Origin of the sequence: Acinetobacter sp. PC34 (assembly GCF_051789135.1) — a bacterium.
Lineage (GTDB): Bacteria > Pseudomonadota > Gammaproteobacteria > Pseudomonadales > Moraxellaceae > Acinetobacter > Acinetobacter johnsonii.
The window spans coordinates 3,393,459-3,413,638 of the sequence record NZ_CP196664.1; the positions used below are offsets into that span (position 1 = coordinate 3,393,459).

Sequence of the window (20,180 nt, forward strand, 5' to 3'; positions counted from 1 at the left end):
TATTAACTCAATGATTGGACTGAGATTTGCGATTTCAAATCTTCAATAACAGCAAAGTCTGGAAGGGCAAACCCAATTTGGGTCACAGCATTGCTCGCAATTGCGGTTGCTGTTTTCAATGTTTCTTCTGGGGAAGTTGAACTCAACAAGCCATGAATCATACCTGCCAGCAAGGAATCTCCCGCACCCACCGTACTTTGGACGGTGACCTTCGGTGCAGTAGCATGCAGGGTTTGCGTGCGGTGAAGCCAGTTCACCCCGTTTTCACCCATCGAGACCACCATATGTTCGATCTGACTATTTAAACTGGCAAAAAGATGCTGCTGTTCTGCAAACGTTTCTGCTGGCAAATGGTAGGTTTCTGTCAACTCATCTGTATTAGGCTTAATCAACCAAGGATGGGCAGCAATTGCTGCTTTCAACGCAACACCACTGGTATCTACTGCGACTTTTTTACCCGCAGACTGTAACCATAGAATCAGTGTCGAAAGCTCTTCTGCAGAAAAACCTTGTGGCAAACTGCCAGCAATTACAATCACATCAACCTCTAAAATCAGTTGAGATAGGCGTTCACGTAGTTGTTGTTTTGCTGAGGTATCTACAAAAAAGCCCTTGCCATTGATGTCAGTCATCTGACCAGAAGCTTCTGCAACTTTAATGTTTTGTCGTGTTTGACCTGCAACATAAATAAATTGGTTATCAAATTGCTCTTGCTGGATATGATGGTCAAAAATTTGACGGTTTTCTTGCCCCAAAAAGCCACTCACAATCAGTTCATGTCCCAAATCCTTAAGGACCTGTGCCACGTTTAAGCCCTTACCTGCTGCATGGCTTTGAGCTGTTAACTGACGATTGACCTCGCCAACTTTTAGTTGATCCAATTGCACGGTGAGGTCAATTGCAGGATTCAGAGTAATGCTTAATATCTTAGCCATTCGGTAATTACTCCACCAATGAACGTACGGCAGACGCACTGTCACAACTTAAGGCTTGCTGTGCGACCTGTTGGCAATTTATATAGTTCAAACCACGAATTTGCGCCTTCACCAATGGAATACTGGTACTCGACATACTCAACTCATCCACGCCCAAGCCTATCAATACAGGCACAGCTTTTGGATCAGCAGCCAATTCACCACAAATGCCCACCCATTTACCATGCTGATGTGCTGCCCGAACAGTTTGATCAATCAATAACAAAATACTCGGATGTAAGCCATCAGCTTCGGCAGACAACAGTGGATGACCACGGTCAATCGCCAGAGTATATTGAGTCAAGTCATTGGTTCCAATACTAAAAAAATCAACTTCTTGAGCAAGAATTGGAGCCAATAATGCTGCCGCAGGAACCTCAATCATAATACCGACTTGTAAGTTTTCACATGGATGCTGTATGCGAACCTCATCCAAAATCGCTTTTGCTGCTCGCCATTCTTCAACCCGCCCAATCATAGGAAACATAATCCTTAATGGACGATTATCCGCCGCTTTCAGCAAAGCAACCAATTGTTGACGTAACAATTCTGGCTTACGCAAGGTCAGACGAATACCACGTAAACCCAAGAATGGATTTTCTTCCTTTTCAATAGGCAAATACGGCAAAGGCTTGTCTCCGCCCACATCAAGTGTACGTACCACCAATGGACGACCCGCCAAAGCATCTAACACCACCCGATAATCAGCTTCCTGTGTAGCCTCATCAGGCGCACTGCTGTGTGACATAAAGACCAATTCTGTGCGTAGCAAACCAATTGCTTCTGCCCCATCGGCCACAGCCTGTATCGTAGCGCCCACTTTGCCAATATTGGCTGCGATTTCAACTTGATGTTGATCCAGTGTGATGGCAGGTTCTAAACAATGCTGTTCCGCTTGTTCTCGTAACTCACGCTGGCGTTGGCGCTCTGCAATGGCATGATCAATCTGACTTTGCTCGGGTGAGACCACATACTCACCACTATCCCCATTAATTAGCACGGTGGCATGGTTCTCAATATTTAAAACAGCTACACCTGCACCTACGACTGCTGGAATAGCCAGAGCACGTGCCACAATGGCACTATGGGCACTCGCTCCACCAACCGCGGTCAAAATGCCTGCAACACGATCTTTATTCAGACGCGCTACATCACTCGGACCAACATCATGCATAATTAAGATATAAGGTTGCTCGGGTTCTGTGACATCGGCCACACCGCACAAAGCAGCCAAAACACGCTCACCAATATCCCTTAAATCAGCCGCACGCTCTGCCAGTAAACGATCGCTAAGTGCAGCCTGTGCGGTAGCAGCCACTTCAATATGATCATGCCAAGCTGCAGCAGCAGACAACCCCTGTTTTAAACCGCGTTGTACACTTTGGAGGAGGTCTGGGTCATCCAGCATTTCCAAATGTGCCATGAATATCTGCTTAATGGCAGTAGATTCAGTATGTGCAATGAATTGACGTAAGCTATTTTTCACCTGATGAAGTGCAATTTCAAGCCTTTCATTCTCAGCTTTAAAACTCTGTCCGCGACGTTCATAACTAAATTCACGTGGCTTCACCACATGAGCAGGACCAAAAGCAAGGCCAGTTGATGCCGCAATACCGCAGCTACCCGTATCGCCATGTGATTCAAAAGGCATTAATTCCAAAGTATTTACGACTGGGTCACTAATGCTATGCTGATGAGATACAAGGTCAACAGCTTCAACCTCTTCTCCTAAGCCCTGTTGAACTGCATCAATAATCTGTTCTAAGCCTGCTTCAGCATCGGTATCAGGTTGTGCAATAAAAGTCAGCGTTTGACCACGACGGCATCCCATGGCTAATAATTTGGTTAAACTTTTTGCCGAAACGTATGCCCCCTCATCTACAGCAACGAGAATATCCCCTGCAAATTTCTTGGTCATATTGACTAAGTGTGTCGCGGGACGCGCATGTAGACCATGAGCGTTAGCTAAGACAATACGACGAGATGGCCAATCAGGAATCAGTTCAGCACCAATTAACTGCGCCAACTGGTGACTATCTTGCTCTTGGTTGAGGGTATGAACTTGTTCAGTATCAAACAAAATATCCATTAACCGTTGAAACCGTTGCATATCCAGTTGCTCATTACTGGCAATGCACACCAATGTCTTGAGCATTTCCTGCTGATGGCTTAAAACCTGTTCCGCTTTTACCAAACTTACAGCTGGGCTCAAAACATGCTGGTTAGAAGTGATCGACCAGACCCCCTCCCCTAAATGAATCATGCTGTTTAGGTTTAAACCCGACAGAAAACCACACTCCACCATTTTTTGCTGTTTCAGCAACTGTGTTGCCTGCCAAATTAAATCTTCTACATCAAGTGCGGGAACTTGGGTGGCAATTAAATTTTCATGCAATGCCAAAGATGCGGGTTGGGCTTGTAATAATGCAATAATTTGCTCTGCAGATTGAGCCTGTTTCACTTGATCAGCGACATCATTAATTAAAGCTCGCGTCAAAATTTGTAAGACTTGCAAATGCTCATCTGATTTCGCAGCAATCACCACTGCTAAATAAATTTTATTTTCACCGTCCCAAACAACTCCTTCAGGAAAGTGCGCCAGACGAATCCCAGTTTTTAAAATACATTGGCGAGACTGAGGCGTCCCATGCGGAATGGCAATTCCTTGCCCTAAATACGTTGCACTTTGTTGTTCGCGCCCGGTCAACCCATGAATATAATCAGGTGTAACCAACTGGTCTTCGACCAAGATATCGACTAGACATTGCAACGCTTGTGCCTTATCAGTGGCGTGTTGTTTCATTCGAACATGTTGTATATCTAGCGCGAGCATAAAACGTCCTTGCAAAGCAGCATAGTGAGAAGCCATGCCTTTTTTACTGGAAAAAAAATAAAAGTCGAATTCTACTCAGGATTTACCCGAAAATCTGTATATTTTAGTCAATCATTTAAATGATTGTTATCGTGAATAAAGGTTTAATATTTTATGAAGAAAAATTTTCATAAATTATAAATAGTTAAGAATAGTTAAAAAAAGAGAAGGAAATATGTTCCTCCTCTTTTTATTTTTCAACTAGATATAGTATTGCGCTCTTTTTTTGGCAAATTTATCGAGCTGCTTTAAAAAGCCTTCAAAATAGTCTTTTTCTTTTTCTTCAGTACGATATCCAGCGTAGAGAGTACGACGCAAACCTTCAGGTGCTACACAGTCCAAACGACGTGAAGTCACCCAGCCTTTTTGTTCATATTCATTCACTACCCAGTCTGGCAACGCACCAATACCACGACCACTTGCCACCAACTGGATCAACATTTGAGTCAGATCGGTGGTACGGATTTGTTTTGGCAGAATATTGGCTGGAATAAACAGACGCGACATAATATCCAAACGATGTTTATCAACTGGATAGGTAATAAGAGTCTCTTCGGCAAGCTCTTGTACAGTAATCTCTTTAGCGCGAACCAAAGGATGGGTATTGGATAAGACCAAACGTGACTCGTACTCAAAAATTGGGAAATATTCTACCCCTTTTAATGCAATCGGATCGGCTGTAATCAATAGGTCAAATTCGCCCGTCTGTAATAATTCATGCGGGTTCGCCTCAAAGCCTGAAGCAAAGTCCAAATCAACATCAGGATATTGCTGACGATATTGATTTAACAACGGCATTAACCAATCAAAACAACTATGACACTCAGAAGAAAAGGTAATGCGTCCTGTTTGCCCATGTACGATACGGGTAATGTCGCTTTGTGCAATTTGTACCTGCGGCAATACTTCATCAGCCAGTTTTAACAAACGCTGTCCCACATTAGAAAAGCTAACGGGACGGCTACGACGGTTCACCACCTCCACGCCAAACCATTGATCAAGCTCACGCAACTGGTGCGATAGTGCTGAAGGGGTTAAACACAAATCCCCTGCGGCAGCAACCAATGAGCCATGCTCTCTTAAAGCGGTTAAGGTTTTTAAATGGCGGAGTTCTAACATCTGGCGCGGCCCAATTTTTTAATCTTGATGAATACGGTATAGCTTAACCTATAAAAGTGAGATTCACTTATTTTTTTTCACCTTAATATATTTTTAATTAGTTTATTTCATTTTAATATCTATGATCTGCAACAAAAACACTCGCCCCATTTACAGAGAATGAAAAAATTTAAGCATTCAAATTCACAATCTTCATGATCCGTACATGTGCGCCAATCGAGAAGTAAGGCTTTCTTTTATAACTGTGGATGACTTTTAAGCCCATCTCTTAATCATGCCTAGGTTGAAGCGTGATTCCTTCAGTTTTTTGAGAGGTACAACAACCGAATCCAGCCCCCCAACTGTCCTATTTAACTCGTGGCTATGCATCGAACTCTTGTGATATGTCTACTTTGATATAATGAAATCATGTGACAGCAAGCAGCATGCTCTTGTACCTGAGTTAAATTCAGCTCAAATATTGAGAACTGATGATTCTGATCTTCTATCCAAATTGAGCAGGCTAAAGCGCTGAAAAAGCATAAAGTACTGGCGAGTAAAACTTCGAATAGCCCTAGTCTTCAGGCTTTTTTATGTTCCACGTGAAGCATTATGTAAACATCGAATAAAAGTCGCTTGTCTCTCAAACTGATGAAATGCAAAACAGAGCATACAAAAACAAAAAAGCTTCCGACTAGGAAGCTTTTTTTAGATCTTAGATTTAACCATCAATCGTGAGCTTTAAAATCTCAGCTTTGGTATAACCCCGTTCTTTTAAAAGATGTTGAATGGCTTTTTTCTCATCTTGATCTTCAAGGAATTTACAGCGTTGGATCAAACGCATATCGGTCTCATACTGAAAGTTATGACGACACTCCAATTCCTTATTGGAAGGCGTAGTAAAAAAATGAAGCACAGCTAGATACTCTCTTTCTTGCTGTTGAAGTGGCCCGCCTTCAACGAATACCTATCTAACACAACTGTTAAACACCCTTTGGGTAAATGATGACGAATCTCGCCCCATTATGCAAGTTTGGGCCTCTCAAATGTTCTCTCTCTACTCATCTTCAGCGTTCAATACAGGTCCTCATCATCTGCCAAAGTCGATTTTAATCATGAAAATTCATCAGCTCATCCTGAGAATTCTTCATCCAATCGTCGTTGATCCGCTCGTTAGACGTTTTAAACTGTCTGGTTTAAATAGATAAAAATCATTCAATATGTCGAAGCTCGAACGTCAGAAACTTAGCCTCCCCACAGGTCATGACAAACTGCTCTTGCATTCCTGCTGTGCGCCTTGCTCAGGTGAAGTCATGGAAACCCTCATTGAATCGGGTATCGATTTTTCTATCTTTTTCTATAACCCCAATATTCATCCTGTAAAGGAGTACTTGATTCGTAAAGAAGAAAATATTCGCTTCGCAGAAAAACATCATATTCCATTTATTGACTGTGATTACGACACAGACAACTGGTTTGCACGTGCCAAAGGTATGGAAAATGCGCCAGAGAAAGGTATCCGTTGTACCATGTGTTTTGATATGCGTTTTGAACGGACGGCATTATATGCAGCAGAACATGGCTTTAGCCTAATCAGCAGCTCTCTCGGCATTTCCCGTTGGAAGAATATGCAACAGATCAATGAGTGCGGGCACCGCTCTGCTTCACATTATGCAGGCATTCACTACTGGGACTATAACTGGCGCAAACATGGCGGTGCGGTACGCATGCTGGACATCAGCAAACGCGAAGAATTTTATCAACAAGAGTATTGCGGCTGTGTGTATTCACTGCGGGATAGCAACCGTTGGCGCATGAGCCAAGGCCGTGAACGGATCAAACTCGGACAAAAGTTCTATTCCAATGCCATGGATCAGGACAGCTGATTTCAGCCAGCAGCCTCCACATACCAATTTTTCCAAGAGCTGGTTCCACGCACCGTAATCGACACGGTCGGAATCAGTTTTTCTTTTAATATCTTTGTTTGTCCAACGGCTTTGGCTAAGCGTGCTTTGACGGAGTGAATGCATTCACGGTCACCAAATTCACAGCGGTCTAAGCTGGTTCCACCACAGGGCCCATTGGCCAAGCCTTTGGGGCAAGTTTCAGGGCAAATATACAAGGTCTCGCCTAAACGGCATTGACCACAACTTTCACAGCCCACCACCGCATGCTTACTCAAATGTTCTGTTTTCAGTAGTGCTTGATTGGCACGCGAGCGATCCCAAACATTAAAATTAAAAATAAACCGCCCCACGCCTTTGGCCAGTTTAGATTCAAATAAAGCATCATGCATCAAATGCAGATGTTGGTACTTAATAATCTGACTCGATGTCGCAGGCCGTGAATAATAAGCCAGCTTCGGATGAAACTCTGTACCGGTTTGCACCTGCCAAAGCGTATTCCAGAGTCGTTCACACTCAGCAAAACTCAAGTGCCGATATTCTTCAAGATAACGCTCCAGTAAGCTTTGTTCTTCAGGCTGATGGCAAGCCGATAAATACACCCCCGCAAAACCCAAATGTCGACACACTAGAATCTGTAATGCGCAGCGCACATAAACGCGATCACTTAAACCCTGTTCTTTTTCCTGTTGCAACACCTGCAACATATGCGGGGTGATCACTATACCAGCCACTTTATGCTTCAGCATAAACTTAGCCCGTGCCAAGGTCAGTGGCATGACGCAGACTAACATTTTCTGAGCATACTGATGCTGCACTAAAAATGCATGCGCATCCTGTAAAGCAGCCATGTCATAGCCCAATTGGGTAATCACATAATCGGCCCCTGCTTTCATTTTTTTATGCAGTTTTAAATATTGCGCCTCTTTTTCCGCTTCCGCATATTTAAACGGATTAAACGCGACACCAATATGAAAACCACCTTGGCGTTTGGCTTCCATGACAGCATTCACGGACTCCAAATAACGGGTCCGCGGTTCTAGGTCGTGGCTATAGCAGTGCTGTTTTAATTTATCACCCGTTAAGAGCAACAAGTTCTTTTGACCCTGTGTTTTTGCATCTTGCAAAAACTGCTCAAAGTCTTGTATATCGCGAGCCTTCCCCGAAAAGTGAATGACTTTTTCAATCTCTTGTGGATACTGTTTGGCGACTTGCAAAGGCGCTTCATCGTCATCTGCATGCACCCGATCGGCCAGCGTCATAGCCACAGGAAAGCCTGCAAATTCAGTTTTGACAGACCACTGGGCTTGGCGTGCGCTTAAGTATTCAACCAATACGCAAAATTGTTGCTGTGCAAAATATTGAGCAAGTAAGGACATCACAGGAGAAATAATCCAGAGGATTAAAAAAGAAGAATTATAGTACAAATCAAAAATAGATGACGAATCGTATGATTTTTCGCGACGGCACATTCAATATTTTTTAACTCATCCTCTACCCGATGAGTGAACTCAAATATCTACCCCGATCTGATTGATCAGTTGCAGTACCCTGCTAAAACTGAACCTAATGGTCAAATTCAAAAAAGAAGGTACTCCAACGCTCAACCACACGCCGCCCATAGCACAACATTTGTCTAGACCTCTTATTTACTACGCCGATTGACTTATTTTCGATAAGATTGTTTTTTTATGCTTCTCAATTGTTTAAAGCCTGAGCACATTTCAGCTTTTTAAAATAAAGGCATCTTTTCAAGCTGGGACTGACTGTGTATAACAATGAACGACTTAAGGAAATAATTCGCACATAGGCAAAAGCCTGAAAAAAGCTTAAACTATGTGCCAATGAAAACAAATGATATGTCGTCTATGGCGACAACGATGAAGGTGAAGGTTGATGCCGCTCAATACCGTTGAAGAGCTAGTTGCAGATATCCGTGCAGGTAAAATGGTTATCCTGATGGATGACGAAGATCGTGAAAATGAAGGTGATTTAGTTATCGCAGCAACCCATGTTCGCGCAGAAGACATCAACTTTATGATCACCCACGCACGTGGTTTGGTGTGCTTAACGCTCAGCCGTGATCGCTGTAAACAATTGAATCTTCCTTTGATGGTCGATGCCAATGGCGCACAACATGGCACCAACTTCACGCTTTCAATTGAAGCGGCAGAAGGGATTTCTACAGGGATTTCACCTGCGGAACGTGCGCATACCATTCAAACGGCAGTAGCAGCACATGCCAAACCATCAGACATCGTTCAACCAGGTCATATTTTCCCATTGATGGCGCAGCCTGGTGGCGTTCTACACCGCGCAGGTCATACCGAAGCAGGTTGTGATTTATCTCGTCTAGCGGGTTTAGAGCCTGCATCAGTCATCTGTGAAATCATCAATGAAGATGGCACAATGGCGCGTCGTGCCGATCTTGAAATTTTTGCTGAAAAGCATGGTTTAAAAATTGGTACCATCGCGGATCTGATCCACTATCGTATGACCAATGAACAAACCGTTGAACGGATTGATCAGCAAAGCATTGATACCGAATATGGCACGTTTGACTTATACCGTTACCGCGAATTAGGCAATCCAGATATTCACTTGGCTTTGGTGAAAGGTGAACCAAAAGAAGGGGTAACCACCGTTCGTGTTCATGGTTTCAACCCTGTTCGTGACTTGCTTAAGTTCAATAAAAAGGACGGCGAGCCAGCATGGAATCTCGACAAAGCGCTGCAAGAAATTGCAAGTAGCGATCGTGGTGTTTTGGTTTGGATTGGTCAACGTCACTTACAAGACCTAGGTCCAGCGCTAGACAGCCTTACAACACCAAAACCGACCAAATCCAATGCTGCTTTATCTCAGCAGTACCAAACCATTGGGGTAGGCGCACAAATTTTACGTGATTTAGGCGTAGAAAAGATGAAGCTTTTGAGCTCACCTTTACGCTTTAATGCACTCTCTGGGTTTAATTTAGAAGTGGTGGAATATATCACCGCACATCAAACAACTTAAAAAATCATCGAGGTTGCTATGGCAATTCGCCGTATTGAAGGTATGTTACATCTCGCTAGCGAAGGCCGTTATGCGATTTTAGTGGGTCGTTTTAATAGTTTTGTTGTCGAACATCTATTAGAAGGTGCAATTGATACATTGAAACGTCATGGTGTATCAGAGGATAATATCACTGTTGTTCATGCACCAGGCGCGTGGGAACTTCCTGTCGTGGCTAAAAAATTAGTGGCGTCTGAACGCTTCGATGCCATCATTGCACTGGGTGCTGTGATTCGTGGTAGCACACCTCACTTCGACTTTGTTGCAGGTGAATGTGCCAAAGGTTTAGGCGTGGTTGGCCTAGAATCTGGTCTTCCAGTGATTAATGGTGTATTGACTACGGATAGTATTGAACAAGCGATTGAACGCTCGGGTACAAAAGCAGGTAATAAAGGCGGCGAAGCTGCTCTTACTGCAATTGAAATGGTTAACTTGTTAAAGGCTATTTAACGCTATGTCGCAAACATTGCAAGCAACTTATGCAGCAAAACGTAAAGCACGTCGCTTTGCTGTACAAGGAATTTACGAATGGCAAATGAGCCACAATCCAGTCCATGAGATTGAAGCACGTACGCGTGTGGAAAATGCCATGCACAAAGTGGATCTGAGCTATTATCATGAATTGTTAACCCAAGTGGTTGCCAATCATGAAGCATTGGATGCGCTCTTAATCCCTGTGCTTGATCGCGAAGTTTCTGCGCTTGATGGCGTTGAACTTGCGACCCTTCGTTTAGGCGCATATGAACTCAAGGAACATCTTGAAATTCCATATCGTGTGGTTTTAGACGAAGCGATCGAGCTTGCTAAACATTTTGGCGGTGCAGACAGCCATAAATACATCAATGGTGTATTAGATCGTTTAGCAACAACTTTACGTGCAGCAGAAAAGCAACAAGCGAACTCACAGTAGTAGATTTGTTTGTATGGCTGAGTTTTCGATCATTGATACCTATTTTAATCGTAAGAGTCCTCATTCTGTCGATTTAGGCGTCGGTGACGACTCAGCCTTGCTCACCCCACCACCACATCAACAATTGGTCATTTGTGCCGATACCTTGGTTGCTGGACGTCACTTCCCGCTTGATACCAGCCCACATGCGATTGGCTGGAAATCTGTCGCGGTCAATTTATCTGATATCGCCGCAATGGGCGCGAAACCTCAGAGTATTTTACTGGCTTTGAGCTTACCCCAAATTGATCATGACTGGCTCAAAGGTTTTAGTCAGGGTTTATATGATTGCTGTGATCAATTTGGCGTGAGTTTAATTGGTGGAGACACCACCCAAAGCCCACATCTCACCATTTCCGTGACTGCACTGGGCTGGGTTGATATCGGTCAAGCCGTTACTCGCTCTGCCGCTCAAGTGGGTGATTTGATTTGTGTCAGTGGCACTGTCGGCGATGCTGCTTTTGCCTTGCAACACTTGGGGCACCCTCTCCAGCAACGTTTAGACTACCCCACCCCACGCTGTGAACTGGGGCAAGCACTCAAAGGCTTAGCGCACAGCATGATTGATGTGTCGGATGGCTTAGCACAAGACTTAAGTCATATTTTAAAAGCATCCCATGTGGGCGCGACCCTACAGCTTGATCAATTGCCCATCAACACCACGCTACAAGATTTAACACGAGAACAACAATGGCAATATGCTTTGGCGGGTGGCGATGACTATGAATTATGCTTTACAATAAGCCCGCAGAATTATGAAAAACTTTTGCAACAACAAAACCATAGCAGCATCAGTGTCATTGGAAAAATTGATGCCGAAAGTGGTCTGCGTTTTCAACAAAATGGCTTAGACCATTCCTTGCAATTTAATGGATATCAACACTTTGCATAAGCCCCCTATCCTCTTTCGTCAGATGTCTTGGTATGACCGTTTCATCGTATTTTGTGGTGTAGGGTTTGGCTCAGGGCTAGCACCCAAAGCACCAGGAACGTTTGGTTCTGCATTCGCACTGCTGTTCGTCCCGATTTGGCTTGCAATTGGCTTATCGAACACCATTATTGCCATCATCCTCATGTCTCTAATTGGCATTTATATCTGTGGGCATACTGCCAAAGTGATGGGCGTCCATGATGATGGGCGTATTGTATGGGATGAGTTTGCTGGCCAGTCCATCACCTTTTTGCCTGTCCTGTATTTAGGGCAAATGAATTGGCTCTGGCTGCTGCTGGGTTTTATTTTATTTCGTATTTTTGATGTGTGGAAACCGTGGCCGATTCGTGTCATTGACCAAAAAGTCGAAGGTGGCTTTGGTATTATGCTCGACGACCTGATTGCAGGACTTTGGGCTGCACTTTGTATTTGGATTTATTTTTATTTCACTGTGGCTTAGGCCATTTTTAGGATTAGAACATGTCAACGACTGTTATTATTCTTGCTGCAGGTAAAGGAACACGTATGCGTTCTTCTTTACCCAAAGTACTACAACCACTTGCAGGACGTCCTTTACTTGGTCATGTCATCGACACTGCAAAAAAATTAAATGCAGCCAATATTATTACAATTTATGGGCACGGCGGAGCACGAGTTCAAAAAACATTTACTCATGAAAAGATTGAATGGGTGGAACAAGCTGAGCAACTCGGAACAGGTCATGCAGTGCAAATGACACTCCCAGTCCTTCCACAGGAAGGCAGCTCACTGATTTTATCAGGCGATGTACCTTGCATCTCTCAAAACACGCTACAAAAATTACTCAATGCGACAGCCGAGACAGGCATTGGCTTAGTGACTTTAACTTTAGCCGATGCAACTGGTTATGGCCGTATTGTGCGTGAGAATGGGAAAATTCAAGCGATTGTTGAACATAAAGATGCAACCACAGAGCAGCATCAGATTAAAGAAATTAATACTGGTATTTACTGTGTCAGCAATGCCAAATTACATGAGTGGTTACCACGCTTAAGCAATAATAATGCGCAAGGTGAATATTACCTGACTGATATTGTAGCAATGGCCTTAGCTGATGGGATGCAAGTCGCATCGGTTGAGCCTGAACAAGCCTTCGAAGTTGAAGGAGTGAATGATCGTATCCAACTCGCCGCATTAGAACGTCAATTTCAAACAGATCAAGCCAAAAAGCTCATGCAGCAAGGTGTCCATCTGATTGACCCAAGTCGCTTTGACCTTCGTGGACATTTAATCGTTGGGCAAGACGTACGCATCGACATCAATGTGATTATTGAAGGTGAATGTGAATTCGGCGACCATGTAGAAATTGGTGCAGGTTGTATCATCAAAAACACCAAGATCGCAGCAGGTACAAAAGTTCAGCCGTATAGCCTCTTTGATAATGCTATGGTTGGTGAAGATGCGCAGATTGGTCCTTTTGCTCGTTTACGTCCAGGTGCAAAACTGGCGGCTGAAGTGCATATTGGTAACTTCGTTGAAGTCAAAAACACCAGCGTTGGCTTCGGTTCAAAAGCCAACCACTTTACCTATTTAGGTGATGCTGAAATTGGTGCAGGCTCGAACATTGGTGCTGGGACTATTACCTGTAATTATGATGGTGCAAATAAATTTAAAACCATCATTGGTGATGCTGCATTTATTGGTTCCAACAGCTCATTGGTTGCACCTGTCACCATTGGCAATGGGGCAACCGTCGGTGCGGGCTCCACCATTACCCGTGATGTTGCAGAGAATAGTTTAGCGGTAGAACGCTCTAAACAAGTTGAAAAAGAGAACTATCAACGTCCACAAAAGATGAAGAAATAAGAGGATTAGATTATGTGCGGTATTGTCGGTGGCGTTGCAGAACGTAGTATTACAACTATTTTAATTGAAGGTTTAAAACGCCTTGAATATCGTGGCTATGACTCTGCAGGTTTAGCGCTGGTCAATCAAGGCCAAGTTTTACGCGAAAGACGTGTCGGTAAAGTTTCAAATTTAGAAGAAGCCGTTAATCAATCCAATTTTCTCGGTTCTCTGGGTATTGCGCATACCCGTTGGGCAACCCATGGTAAACCCACTGAAGATAATGCACATCCGCACATTTCTGGCGATGTTGCTGTAGTCCATAATGGCATTATTGAAAACTATCAAGAACTCAAAGATGATCTTGAAGCTTTAGGCTATGTATTTACCTCACAGACCGATACCGAAGTGGTCGCTCACTTGGTGAAGGATGCCTTAAAGTCTACCCCAAGCTTGCTGGAAGCTGTGCAACAAGTCGTGCCTCAGCTTAAAGGGGCTTATGCACTAGGTATCGTACATACTGACCATCCAGATGAACTCATTACCGTGCGTGAAGGTTCACCTTTGGTGATTGGGGTCGGCATTGGTGAAAACTTTATCAGTTCAGATCAATTGGCTTTACTGCCTATTACCAATCGTTTTATTTACCTTGAAGAAGGTGATATTGCTCGTTTAACCCGCAATAGCATTGAAGTTTTTGTCGCTGGTCAACTGGTCGAGCGCCCAATCAAAGAATTAGATGCTGCCGTCAGCAATGCATCTAAAGGTGAATATAAGCACTACATGCTCAAAGAAATTTATGAGCAACCTGAAGCAATTCAACAAACCATTTCTCAAGCTCTAGATGGCAATGCACTGCGTGAAGACTTTCTTGCCAATGCAGTTGCTGATTTCCAAAAAATTCAGCAAATCCAAATCATTGCCTGCGGGACAAGCTACCATGCAGGCATGATTGCCAAATATTGGTTTGAACAACTGATTGATCTACCGTGCCAAGTAGAAATTGCGAGCGAATTCCGCTATCGCAGCCCTGTCATTGTCAATCACACGCTTTATGTCTGCATTTCACAATCTGGTGAAACCGCTGACACTTTAGCCGCACTGCGTGATACCCAAAAGCGTGCTGCAGCAAAAGGTGCTGACATTACTACCATGACTATTTGTAATGTCGCAACATCGTCTATGGTACGTGAGACCAATCATAGCTTGCTTACACTGGCGGGTCCTGAGATTGGTGTAGCATCAACCAAGGCATTTACCACACAGCTTGCAGCACTCATGTTATTGGTCTTAAAAATCGGTACAGTTAAGAAAAGCATTTCTGTACAGCATGTGGCTGAGATTACGGCTGAACTTTGGCATACCCCTAAAGTAATTTTAGATACCTTACGTAATGACCCTGAAATTTTACGTTTGTCTGAACTTTTCGTAGAGAAGCAGCACTGCTTATTCTTAGGTCGTGGCACGAATTTCCCGATCGCACTTGAAGGGGCGTTAAAACTCAAAGAGATTTCATATATCCATGCTGAAGGCTATGCCGCAGGTGAACTTAAACATGGTCCGCTCGCTTTAGTCGACAATGACATGCCTGTGGTCATTCTCGCACCGAAAGATGATATGCTCGATAAACTCAAATCGAATATGGAAGAGGTTCAAGCTCGTGGTGGTGAACTCTTTGTCTTTGCCGATGAAAATAGTGGCATTAAAGCCAAAGACCGTCAGCATGTGGTTTATGTACCAAGCATTAGCCCAATATTGGCTCCAATTGTTTATAGCGTACCTGTACAACTGCTGTCTTATCATGTTGCAGTCCTTCGTGGCACGGATGTCGACCAACCTCGAAACCTCGCTAAATCGGTCACTGTAGAATAATTATTTAAATAAAGGCTGGATATCTGTTTTTGGACAATATAGTTTTAAACCTACCATTAAAGTTCTAAACTGTAACAATATAGTTCTAAACTATACATTAAAGTTGTAAACTGGATAAACCCAGCTATACTGATTAAAAAGTAGGCTGGGTTTTTCTATGAGTAGAGCACCGAGATTCTTCACACAAGAACAAATTAGCAAAAGAATAAAAGATGGTCGTGGACAAGGTATGGGAAAAGATTACCAACCATGGCTGACTATTCAGGATGTACCCTCTCGTGGGGTCTCTCATCGTATTTACTCTCATAAAACTCAAAGAGTTCATCATTTACTTTCTAATTTAGAACTGTATGTTTTTTTGATTTTAGATTGGTCTAGTTCTGTTCAGGATATTCGGGAACAATTTCCTTTAAATATAGATGACACAAGAGAAATCTGTTTAGAGCATGGTTTGAGACATCCCAGCATACAGGGCTCAGAACAAGTCATGAGTTCCAATTTTCTGATTGATACAAATGATAAGAACAAGCCTCAGTTTGCGATTCAGGTAAAGCCTTTAAAAGAGCTATTAAAAGAAAGGACAATTGAAAAACTTGAAATTGAACGTCGTTACTGGAAACTCAAAGAAATCCCGTGGAGTATTGTGACGGAACAAAATATTCCTATAACTGCCCGAAAAAATCTCGAATGGTTAAGTCCCTTTATTGTAGAACATTTAGATCCTGATATCTGGGATAAACTACATTCAATTTTCTATTATTTTTCAAAAAAGCCAGGGATTTCTATCATTAAACTTTGTAAAGAGGTTGATATTCAGGAAAGAACTACGGCTGGAATGACCCTACAATATTTAAGAACACTTATAGCAAATCGTTCAATTAAATTTGATATCCAACAGCCATTCGATAAATTAAAAGGGTCTGACCTAGTGTTTGATTTAGAGGTGTCTTATGTGGCAAATCAATGAGGTCGTTAAATTTGATGAAAGCCACTATCGGGTTTTATTCTTTCAATCTGGCGAAATCATATGGATTCATATGGAGGAAGCCAAAGGCGTTCCCTCTTTAGTTCTTGAAGAGCAACTTTCACAATGGATTGATGAAAAACGCTTATTTAGAAGTTCAGACCCTTTTGAGTATCTTAAGTCTCTAGAGCCACCTGTAAACTCAGTCACTTTTGAAAAACGTGATCAGGCTTACCGAATTATTGAACCAATTGTATATGATACAGGCTGTTTTGATGAAGAGATTAGGGCTAAGCGGATTCGTTTAGTAGAACAGACAAATATTGTAACTAAAGCCACAATATACAAATACCTACGCCGCTATTGGCAAAGAGGTCAAATTCCAAATGCTTTATTACCAGATTATAGAAATGCTGGTGCACCAGGTAAGCCAAGAACCTTGGTAGGTTCTAAAAAGTCAGGGGCAAAGCGTAAATTTGGTGACGGAACTGGTATTAAAATTACGCCAGAAATTGAAAGGCTCTTTAGGTTAATAGTTGAATCTGAATTATTAAATGACAAGAAAATTAATATCACATCTGCTCATCGACAATTTGAAGAACTTTTTGTCCAACATTACCCATGTATAAAACAGGCAGATATTCCAACACGTAGACAGTTTGATCATTTCTACAAACGTGAATACAAGCTTCCGCAAAGAATAGAGGCCAGAACATCTGTCCTAAACTTTCAAAAAGATGTACGACCATTAAGTGGGACTGCTACAGCGAATACAATTGGACCTGGTAGTCGTTATGAGATTGATGCAACTATTGCCGATATCTATTTAGTTGCTGATGATGATCGAAGCAGAATTCTAGGTCGTCCTATCCTATATGTAGTGGTTGACGTTTTTAGCAGAATGGTCGTGGGATTCTATATTGGGTTTCATAATCCATCATATGTTGTTGCCATGCAGGCAATTGTCAATGCTTGCAGTGATAAAGTCAGTTTGTGCAAATTACTTGGAATTGATATCCAGCCAGAACAATGGCCGACCATAGGTTTGCCTGATACCATTCTTGCTGATCGTGGTGAAATGATGAGCCATCAGGTCGAGCGCTTAATCCATGGTTATAATATACGTATTGAAAATGCACCTGCTTATCGAGGGGATGCGAAAGGTATTGTTGAACGTTATTTTAGAACATTACAAGCAGAATTCAAACCTTATGCCCCTGGTGTAGTAAAAGGGAATCGTATTCAAAAACATGGCGAAAGTGATTACCGTCTTGATGCGGTTGTACCCATTTCTGCCTTTTCCAAGATGATTTTAAAGACAATACTTTATCGGAATCAGCATCATGTATTGGATACTTATGACAGAGATGCAGATTTTCCACCAGACTTACCCTCTATCCCATTACACATATGGAACTGGGGAATTCAAAACCGTACAGGCCATCTTCGTACTGTAAATCCAGATACTTTACGGATCATGATACTGCCTCGTAAGAAAATTTCTATTTCCACTTCTGGCGTCAATTTATGGGGACTGTATTACATTGGATCAGAGATACTCAAAGAAGGCTGGTTACATCGTAGTAAAGAAGTCACTCGCCCACAGGATCTCCAAGCTGCCTACGATCCCAGTTGTGTAGATAAGATATATTTATTCCCAAAACATGATAGTACGATCTATTGGGAATGTTCTTTATCAACTAAAAGTCGTCAATTTACAGGTATGTCATTTTGGCAAGTCTGGGAAATACAAGATCAAGAAAAAAATCTACATGCAATTGAAAAAGATAATAGTAAAACTGCTCGTAGAGAATTAGATCAATTTATTCGTGACACCATTGCAGAAGCCAAAAAAATGGCGACCAACTCTGGTGTATCCAATCGCCAGCGTTTATCTGAAATTAAATCGAATAAAAATTCTGCTCGTGAAAATGAAAAACTTTCTAATACTTACTTGAAACCTGATAAGCAGCCTAAAAATCAGGGAACAATTATTTCATTTAAGCCGAAACAAGATGAGTCAAGCTACCCACAGTTCGTTCCAGGTCTTTTTGATGATGAGGATGATCAATCATGACAATTGATATAATAAGAAATGCAGAATATCAGGATACAGGTGTTCAGGCTTATAAAGATAACCCGTTCATCGAAGCTTTACCTCCTATTCAGGAACCTTTTGAAGATACAAAAAATCTCATCTCAAAAGTAACGCCTACCCTTGACGATCTAAAGCAAAAACGAGTTATTCGAGCCCATAATATCCATCAGATTACAGGCTCATTTTTCCAACCTTTAGCAATGCATATGCTACTGAGTGAGCGTATTTCTCTCATGATTCGTGGAGGATATGTCGGCCGTAATCCAAACACAGGAAAGTTGCAACAGCACCTACAAAATGGTTATGAAAGATTGCAAAAAGGTGACTTAGATGCCAAACGCTTTGATGGAGCTGAATCAACTGCTCATAGCATGGCCATCATTGGGTGTTCAGGTAGTGGTAAAACGACATCTTTACGAAGAATACTAAACACATATCCTCAAGTCATTTTTCACCCTACATTAAATCGTCATCAGATCGTCTACTTAAAAATAGATTGCTCCCATGATGGATCGCTTAAAGAGCTTTGTCTCAATTTTTTCCGAGCAATTGATAAAGTCATCGGTTCAAATTATGAGAAAAAGTATGGTATGAAAAGACATGGCGTAGAAACCATGCTTGCACTAATGGCTCAAACAGCTAATATGTTTGCTTTAGGTCTCTTAGTCATTGATGAAATTCAACATTTGAGTCGGGCAAAGTCTGGTGGTTCAGAGAAAATGCTCAACTTTTTTGTCACCATGAGCAATACCATTGGTATTCCTGTACTTTTTGTGGGGACACCTAAAGCAAGAGACATTTTTGATCTTGATCTACGTTCCAGTCGACGTGCTGCTGGCTTAGGATCTATTTTTTGGAACCCAATATCACAATACCTACCTGATCAAACTAGTCAAAATCCTGAATGGATTGGATTTACCAATACGCTTTGGAAATTGCAATACTTGCAGAAAAGAAACCCTATTTTAAGTGATGAGATTCGTGATACTTGGTTTGATCTAAGCCAAGGTATTCTCGATATTGTAGTGAAAATTTTTATTTTAGCTCAATTACGTGCTCTCGCAACGGGAGCAGAAACGATTACTGTAGAGCTACTGAAACGTGTTTATGAGGATGAACTGAAACTTGTACATCCTATGCTCAGTGCATTACGTTCAGGAATACCTGAGCGAATCGCTCAATTCTCTGACTTGGCTGTACCCGATATGGATAAGAAAATTATTCATCTTATTCAGAAAATCTCCGCAACTACCGTTGAATCTGAAGAAGACCGAGCCTTAAAACAGTTGAGTAATGATGATCAACGACGTGTCTATCTGATGCTAAAAGATGAGTTTCCATCAGACTCTATCCTCTTTGCCATTCAACAAATTGTAGCGTTAAAACCCCAAATATCCAGACAACAGCTCTTAGCTGATATTATTCAGACAATGGAGATAGATAATACAACGTCTCAAATTCCAGTAACCAAAAAGAAAAACCAACGGATTAGCTTAAAACACTGGAATGAGCTGGAGGATATAGATCTTCGTCATATTTTTTCGATGAATCAAACCAACTCAGAAAATATTTATACCCAATTAGACCATCACGGTTTAATTCTGCAAATGTCAGACCTATTGTCATAGCATGGGATAAGAATC

The 20,180-nt window shown here is 42.2% G+C and carries 15 protein-coding genes and 2 pseudogenes; 11 read left to right on the plus strand and 6 right to left on the minus strand.

The window, feature by feature from the left end; translation table 11 throughout:
- Positions 1 to 2: 2 nt before the first annotated feature.
- The 5 genes and pseudogenes from pfkB to ACSC9N_RS16555 all read right to left on the minus strand — a co-directional run bounded on the left by pfkB (position 3) and on the right by ACSC9N_RS16555 (position 5,788).
- Positions 3 to 935, minus strand: a complete 933-nt coding sequence (gene pfkB / locus ACSC9N_RS16535) for a 1-phosphofructokinase (RefSeq protein WP_058952404.1) — start codon at positions 933 to 935, stop codon at positions 3 to 5.
- A 7-nt stretch (positions 936 to 942) separates the two neighbouring features.
- Positions 943 to 2,592, minus strand: a pseudogene (ptsP, locus tag ACSC9N_RS16540) (phosphoenolpyruvate--protein phosphotransferase); the annotation flags it as partial.
- An 86-nt stretch (positions 2,593 to 2,678) separates the two neighbouring features.
- Positions 2,679 to 3,807: pseudogene (gene fruB, locus ACSC9N_RS16545) on the minus strand (fused PTS fructose transporter subunit IIA/HPr protein); the annotation flags it as partial.
- Positions 3,808 to 4,047: 240 nt separating this feature from the next.
- Positions 4,048 to 4,965 (minus strand): LysR family transcriptional regulator, encoded by a 918-nt coding sequence (locus ACSC9N_RS16550; protein WP_058952405.1) that lies wholly within the window; start codon positions 4,963 to 4,965, stop codon positions 4,048 to 4,050.
- 700 nt (positions 4,966 to 5,665) lie between these two features.
- The gene (locus ACSC9N_RS16555; protein WP_004684300.1) at positions 5,666 to 5,788 is read right to left on the minus strand and encodes a hypothetical protein; all 123 of its coding nucleotides are present in this window, start codon (positions 5,786 to 5,788) and stop codon (positions 5,666 to 5,668) included.
- Between the two features lie 376 nt (positions 5,789 to 6,164).
- On the opposite strand from ACSC9N_RS16555, the gene ACSC9N_RS16560 reads away from it, so the two are divergent.
- A complete protein-coding gene (locus ACSC9N_RS16560; protein ID WP_081316847.1) occupies positions 6,165 to 6,830 on the plus strand; it encodes an epoxyqueuosine reductase QueH in 666 nt (221 codons plus the stop codon).
- A gap of 2 nt (positions 6,831 to 6,832) precedes the next feature.
- Here the strand turns inward: ACSC9N_RS16560 and ACSC9N_RS16565 are convergent, their stop codons facing one another.
- Positions 6,833 to 8,227, minus strand: coding sequence for a methylenetetrahydrofolate reductase C-terminal domain-containing protein (locus ACSC9N_RS16565; RefSeq protein ID WP_094148735.1), 1,395 nt, complete (start codon positions 8,225 to 8,227; stop codon positions 6,833 to 6,835).
- Between the two features lie 517 nt (positions 8,228 to 8,744).
- On the opposite strand from ACSC9N_RS16565, the gene ribBA reads away from it, so the two are divergent.
- The 10 genes from ribBA to ACSC9N_RS16615 all read left to right on the plus strand — a co-directional run bounded on the left by ribBA (position 8,745) and on the right by ACSC9N_RS16615 (position 20,165).
- The gene (ribBA, locus tag ACSC9N_RS16570; RefSeq protein WP_094148734.1) at positions 8,745 to 9,860 is read left to right on the plus strand and encodes a bifunctional 3,4-dihydroxy-2-butanone-4-phosphate synthase/GTP cyclohydrolase II; all 1,116 of its coding nucleotides are present in this window, start codon (positions 8,745 to 8,747) and stop codon (positions 9,858 to 9,860) included.
- Between the two features lie 18 nt (positions 9,861 to 9,878).
- Positions 9,879 to 10,349: a 6,7-dimethyl-8-ribityllumazine synthase gene (ribH, locus tag ACSC9N_RS16575; RefSeq protein ID WP_004684294.1), complete on the plus strand. Its 471-nt coding sequence runs from the start codon at positions 9,879 to 9,881 to the stop codon at positions 10,347 to 10,349.
- A gap of 4 nt (positions 10,350 to 10,353) precedes the next feature.
- Positions 10,354 to 10,809: a transcription antitermination factor NusB gene (nusB, locus tag ACSC9N_RS16580; protein WP_004983920.1), complete on the plus strand. Its 456-nt coding sequence runs from the start codon at positions 10,354 to 10,356 to the stop codon at positions 10,807 to 10,809.
- Positions 10,810 to 10,822: 13 nt separating this feature from the next.
- On the plus strand, positions 10,823 to 11,740 hold the full coding sequence (gene thiL / locus ACSC9N_RS16585; protein ID WP_094148732.1) for a thiamine-phosphate kinase: 918 nt from the start codon (positions 10,823 to 10,825) through the stop codon (positions 11,738 to 11,740).
- The gene (locus tag ACSC9N_RS16590; RefSeq protein WP_004983912.1) at positions 11,718 to 12,239 is read left to right on the plus strand and encodes a phosphatidylglycerophosphatase A family protein; all 522 of its coding nucleotides are present in this window, start codon (positions 11,718 to 11,720) and stop codon (positions 12,237 to 12,239) included. Before thiL ends, ACSC9N_RS16590 begins: the two co-directional genes overlap by 23 nt.
- A 20-nt stretch (positions 12,240 to 12,259) precedes the next feature.
- Positions 12,260 to 13,624 carry a bifunctional UDP-N-acetylglucosamine diphosphorylase/glucosamine-1-phosphate N-acetyltransferase GlmU gene (gene glmU, locus ACSC9N_RS16595; RefSeq protein ID WP_130235526.1) on the plus strand — a complete coding sequence of 455 codons (1,365 nt, stop codon included), beginning with the start codon at positions 12,260 to 12,262 and terminating at the stop codon, positions 13,622 to 13,624.
- Between the two features lie 12 nt (positions 13,625 to 13,636).
- Positions 13,637 to 15,475, plus strand: a complete 1,839-nt coding sequence (gene glmS, locus ACSC9N_RS16600) for a glutamine--fructose-6-phosphate transaminase (isomerizing) (RefSeq protein WP_130235527.1) — start codon at positions 13,637 to 13,639, stop codon at positions 15,473 to 15,475.
- A 157-nt stretch (positions 15,476 to 15,632) separates the two neighbouring features.
- Entirely contained in the window at positions 15,633 to 16,442 is an 810-nt protein-coding gene (locus tag ACSC9N_RS16605; RefSeq protein ID WP_171355043.1) for a TnsA endonuclease N-terminal domain-containing protein, read from the plus strand.
- Complete coding sequence (locus ACSC9N_RS16610) at positions 16,426 to 18,516, plus strand: integrase catalytic domain-containing protein (RefSeq protein ID WP_178895903.1); 2,091 nt, start codon at positions 16,426 to 16,428, stop codon at positions 18,514 to 18,516. The genes ACSC9N_RS16605 and ACSC9N_RS16610 overlap by 17 nt, the downstream gene beginning before the upstream one ends.
- A complete protein-coding gene (locus ACSC9N_RS16615; protein WP_178928360.1) occupies positions 18,513 to 20,165 on the plus strand; it encodes an ATP-binding protein in 1,653 nt (550 codons plus the stop codon). The genes ACSC9N_RS16610 and ACSC9N_RS16615 overlap by 4 nt, the downstream gene beginning before the upstream one ends.
- Positions 20,166 to 20,180: the final 15 nt, after the last annotated feature.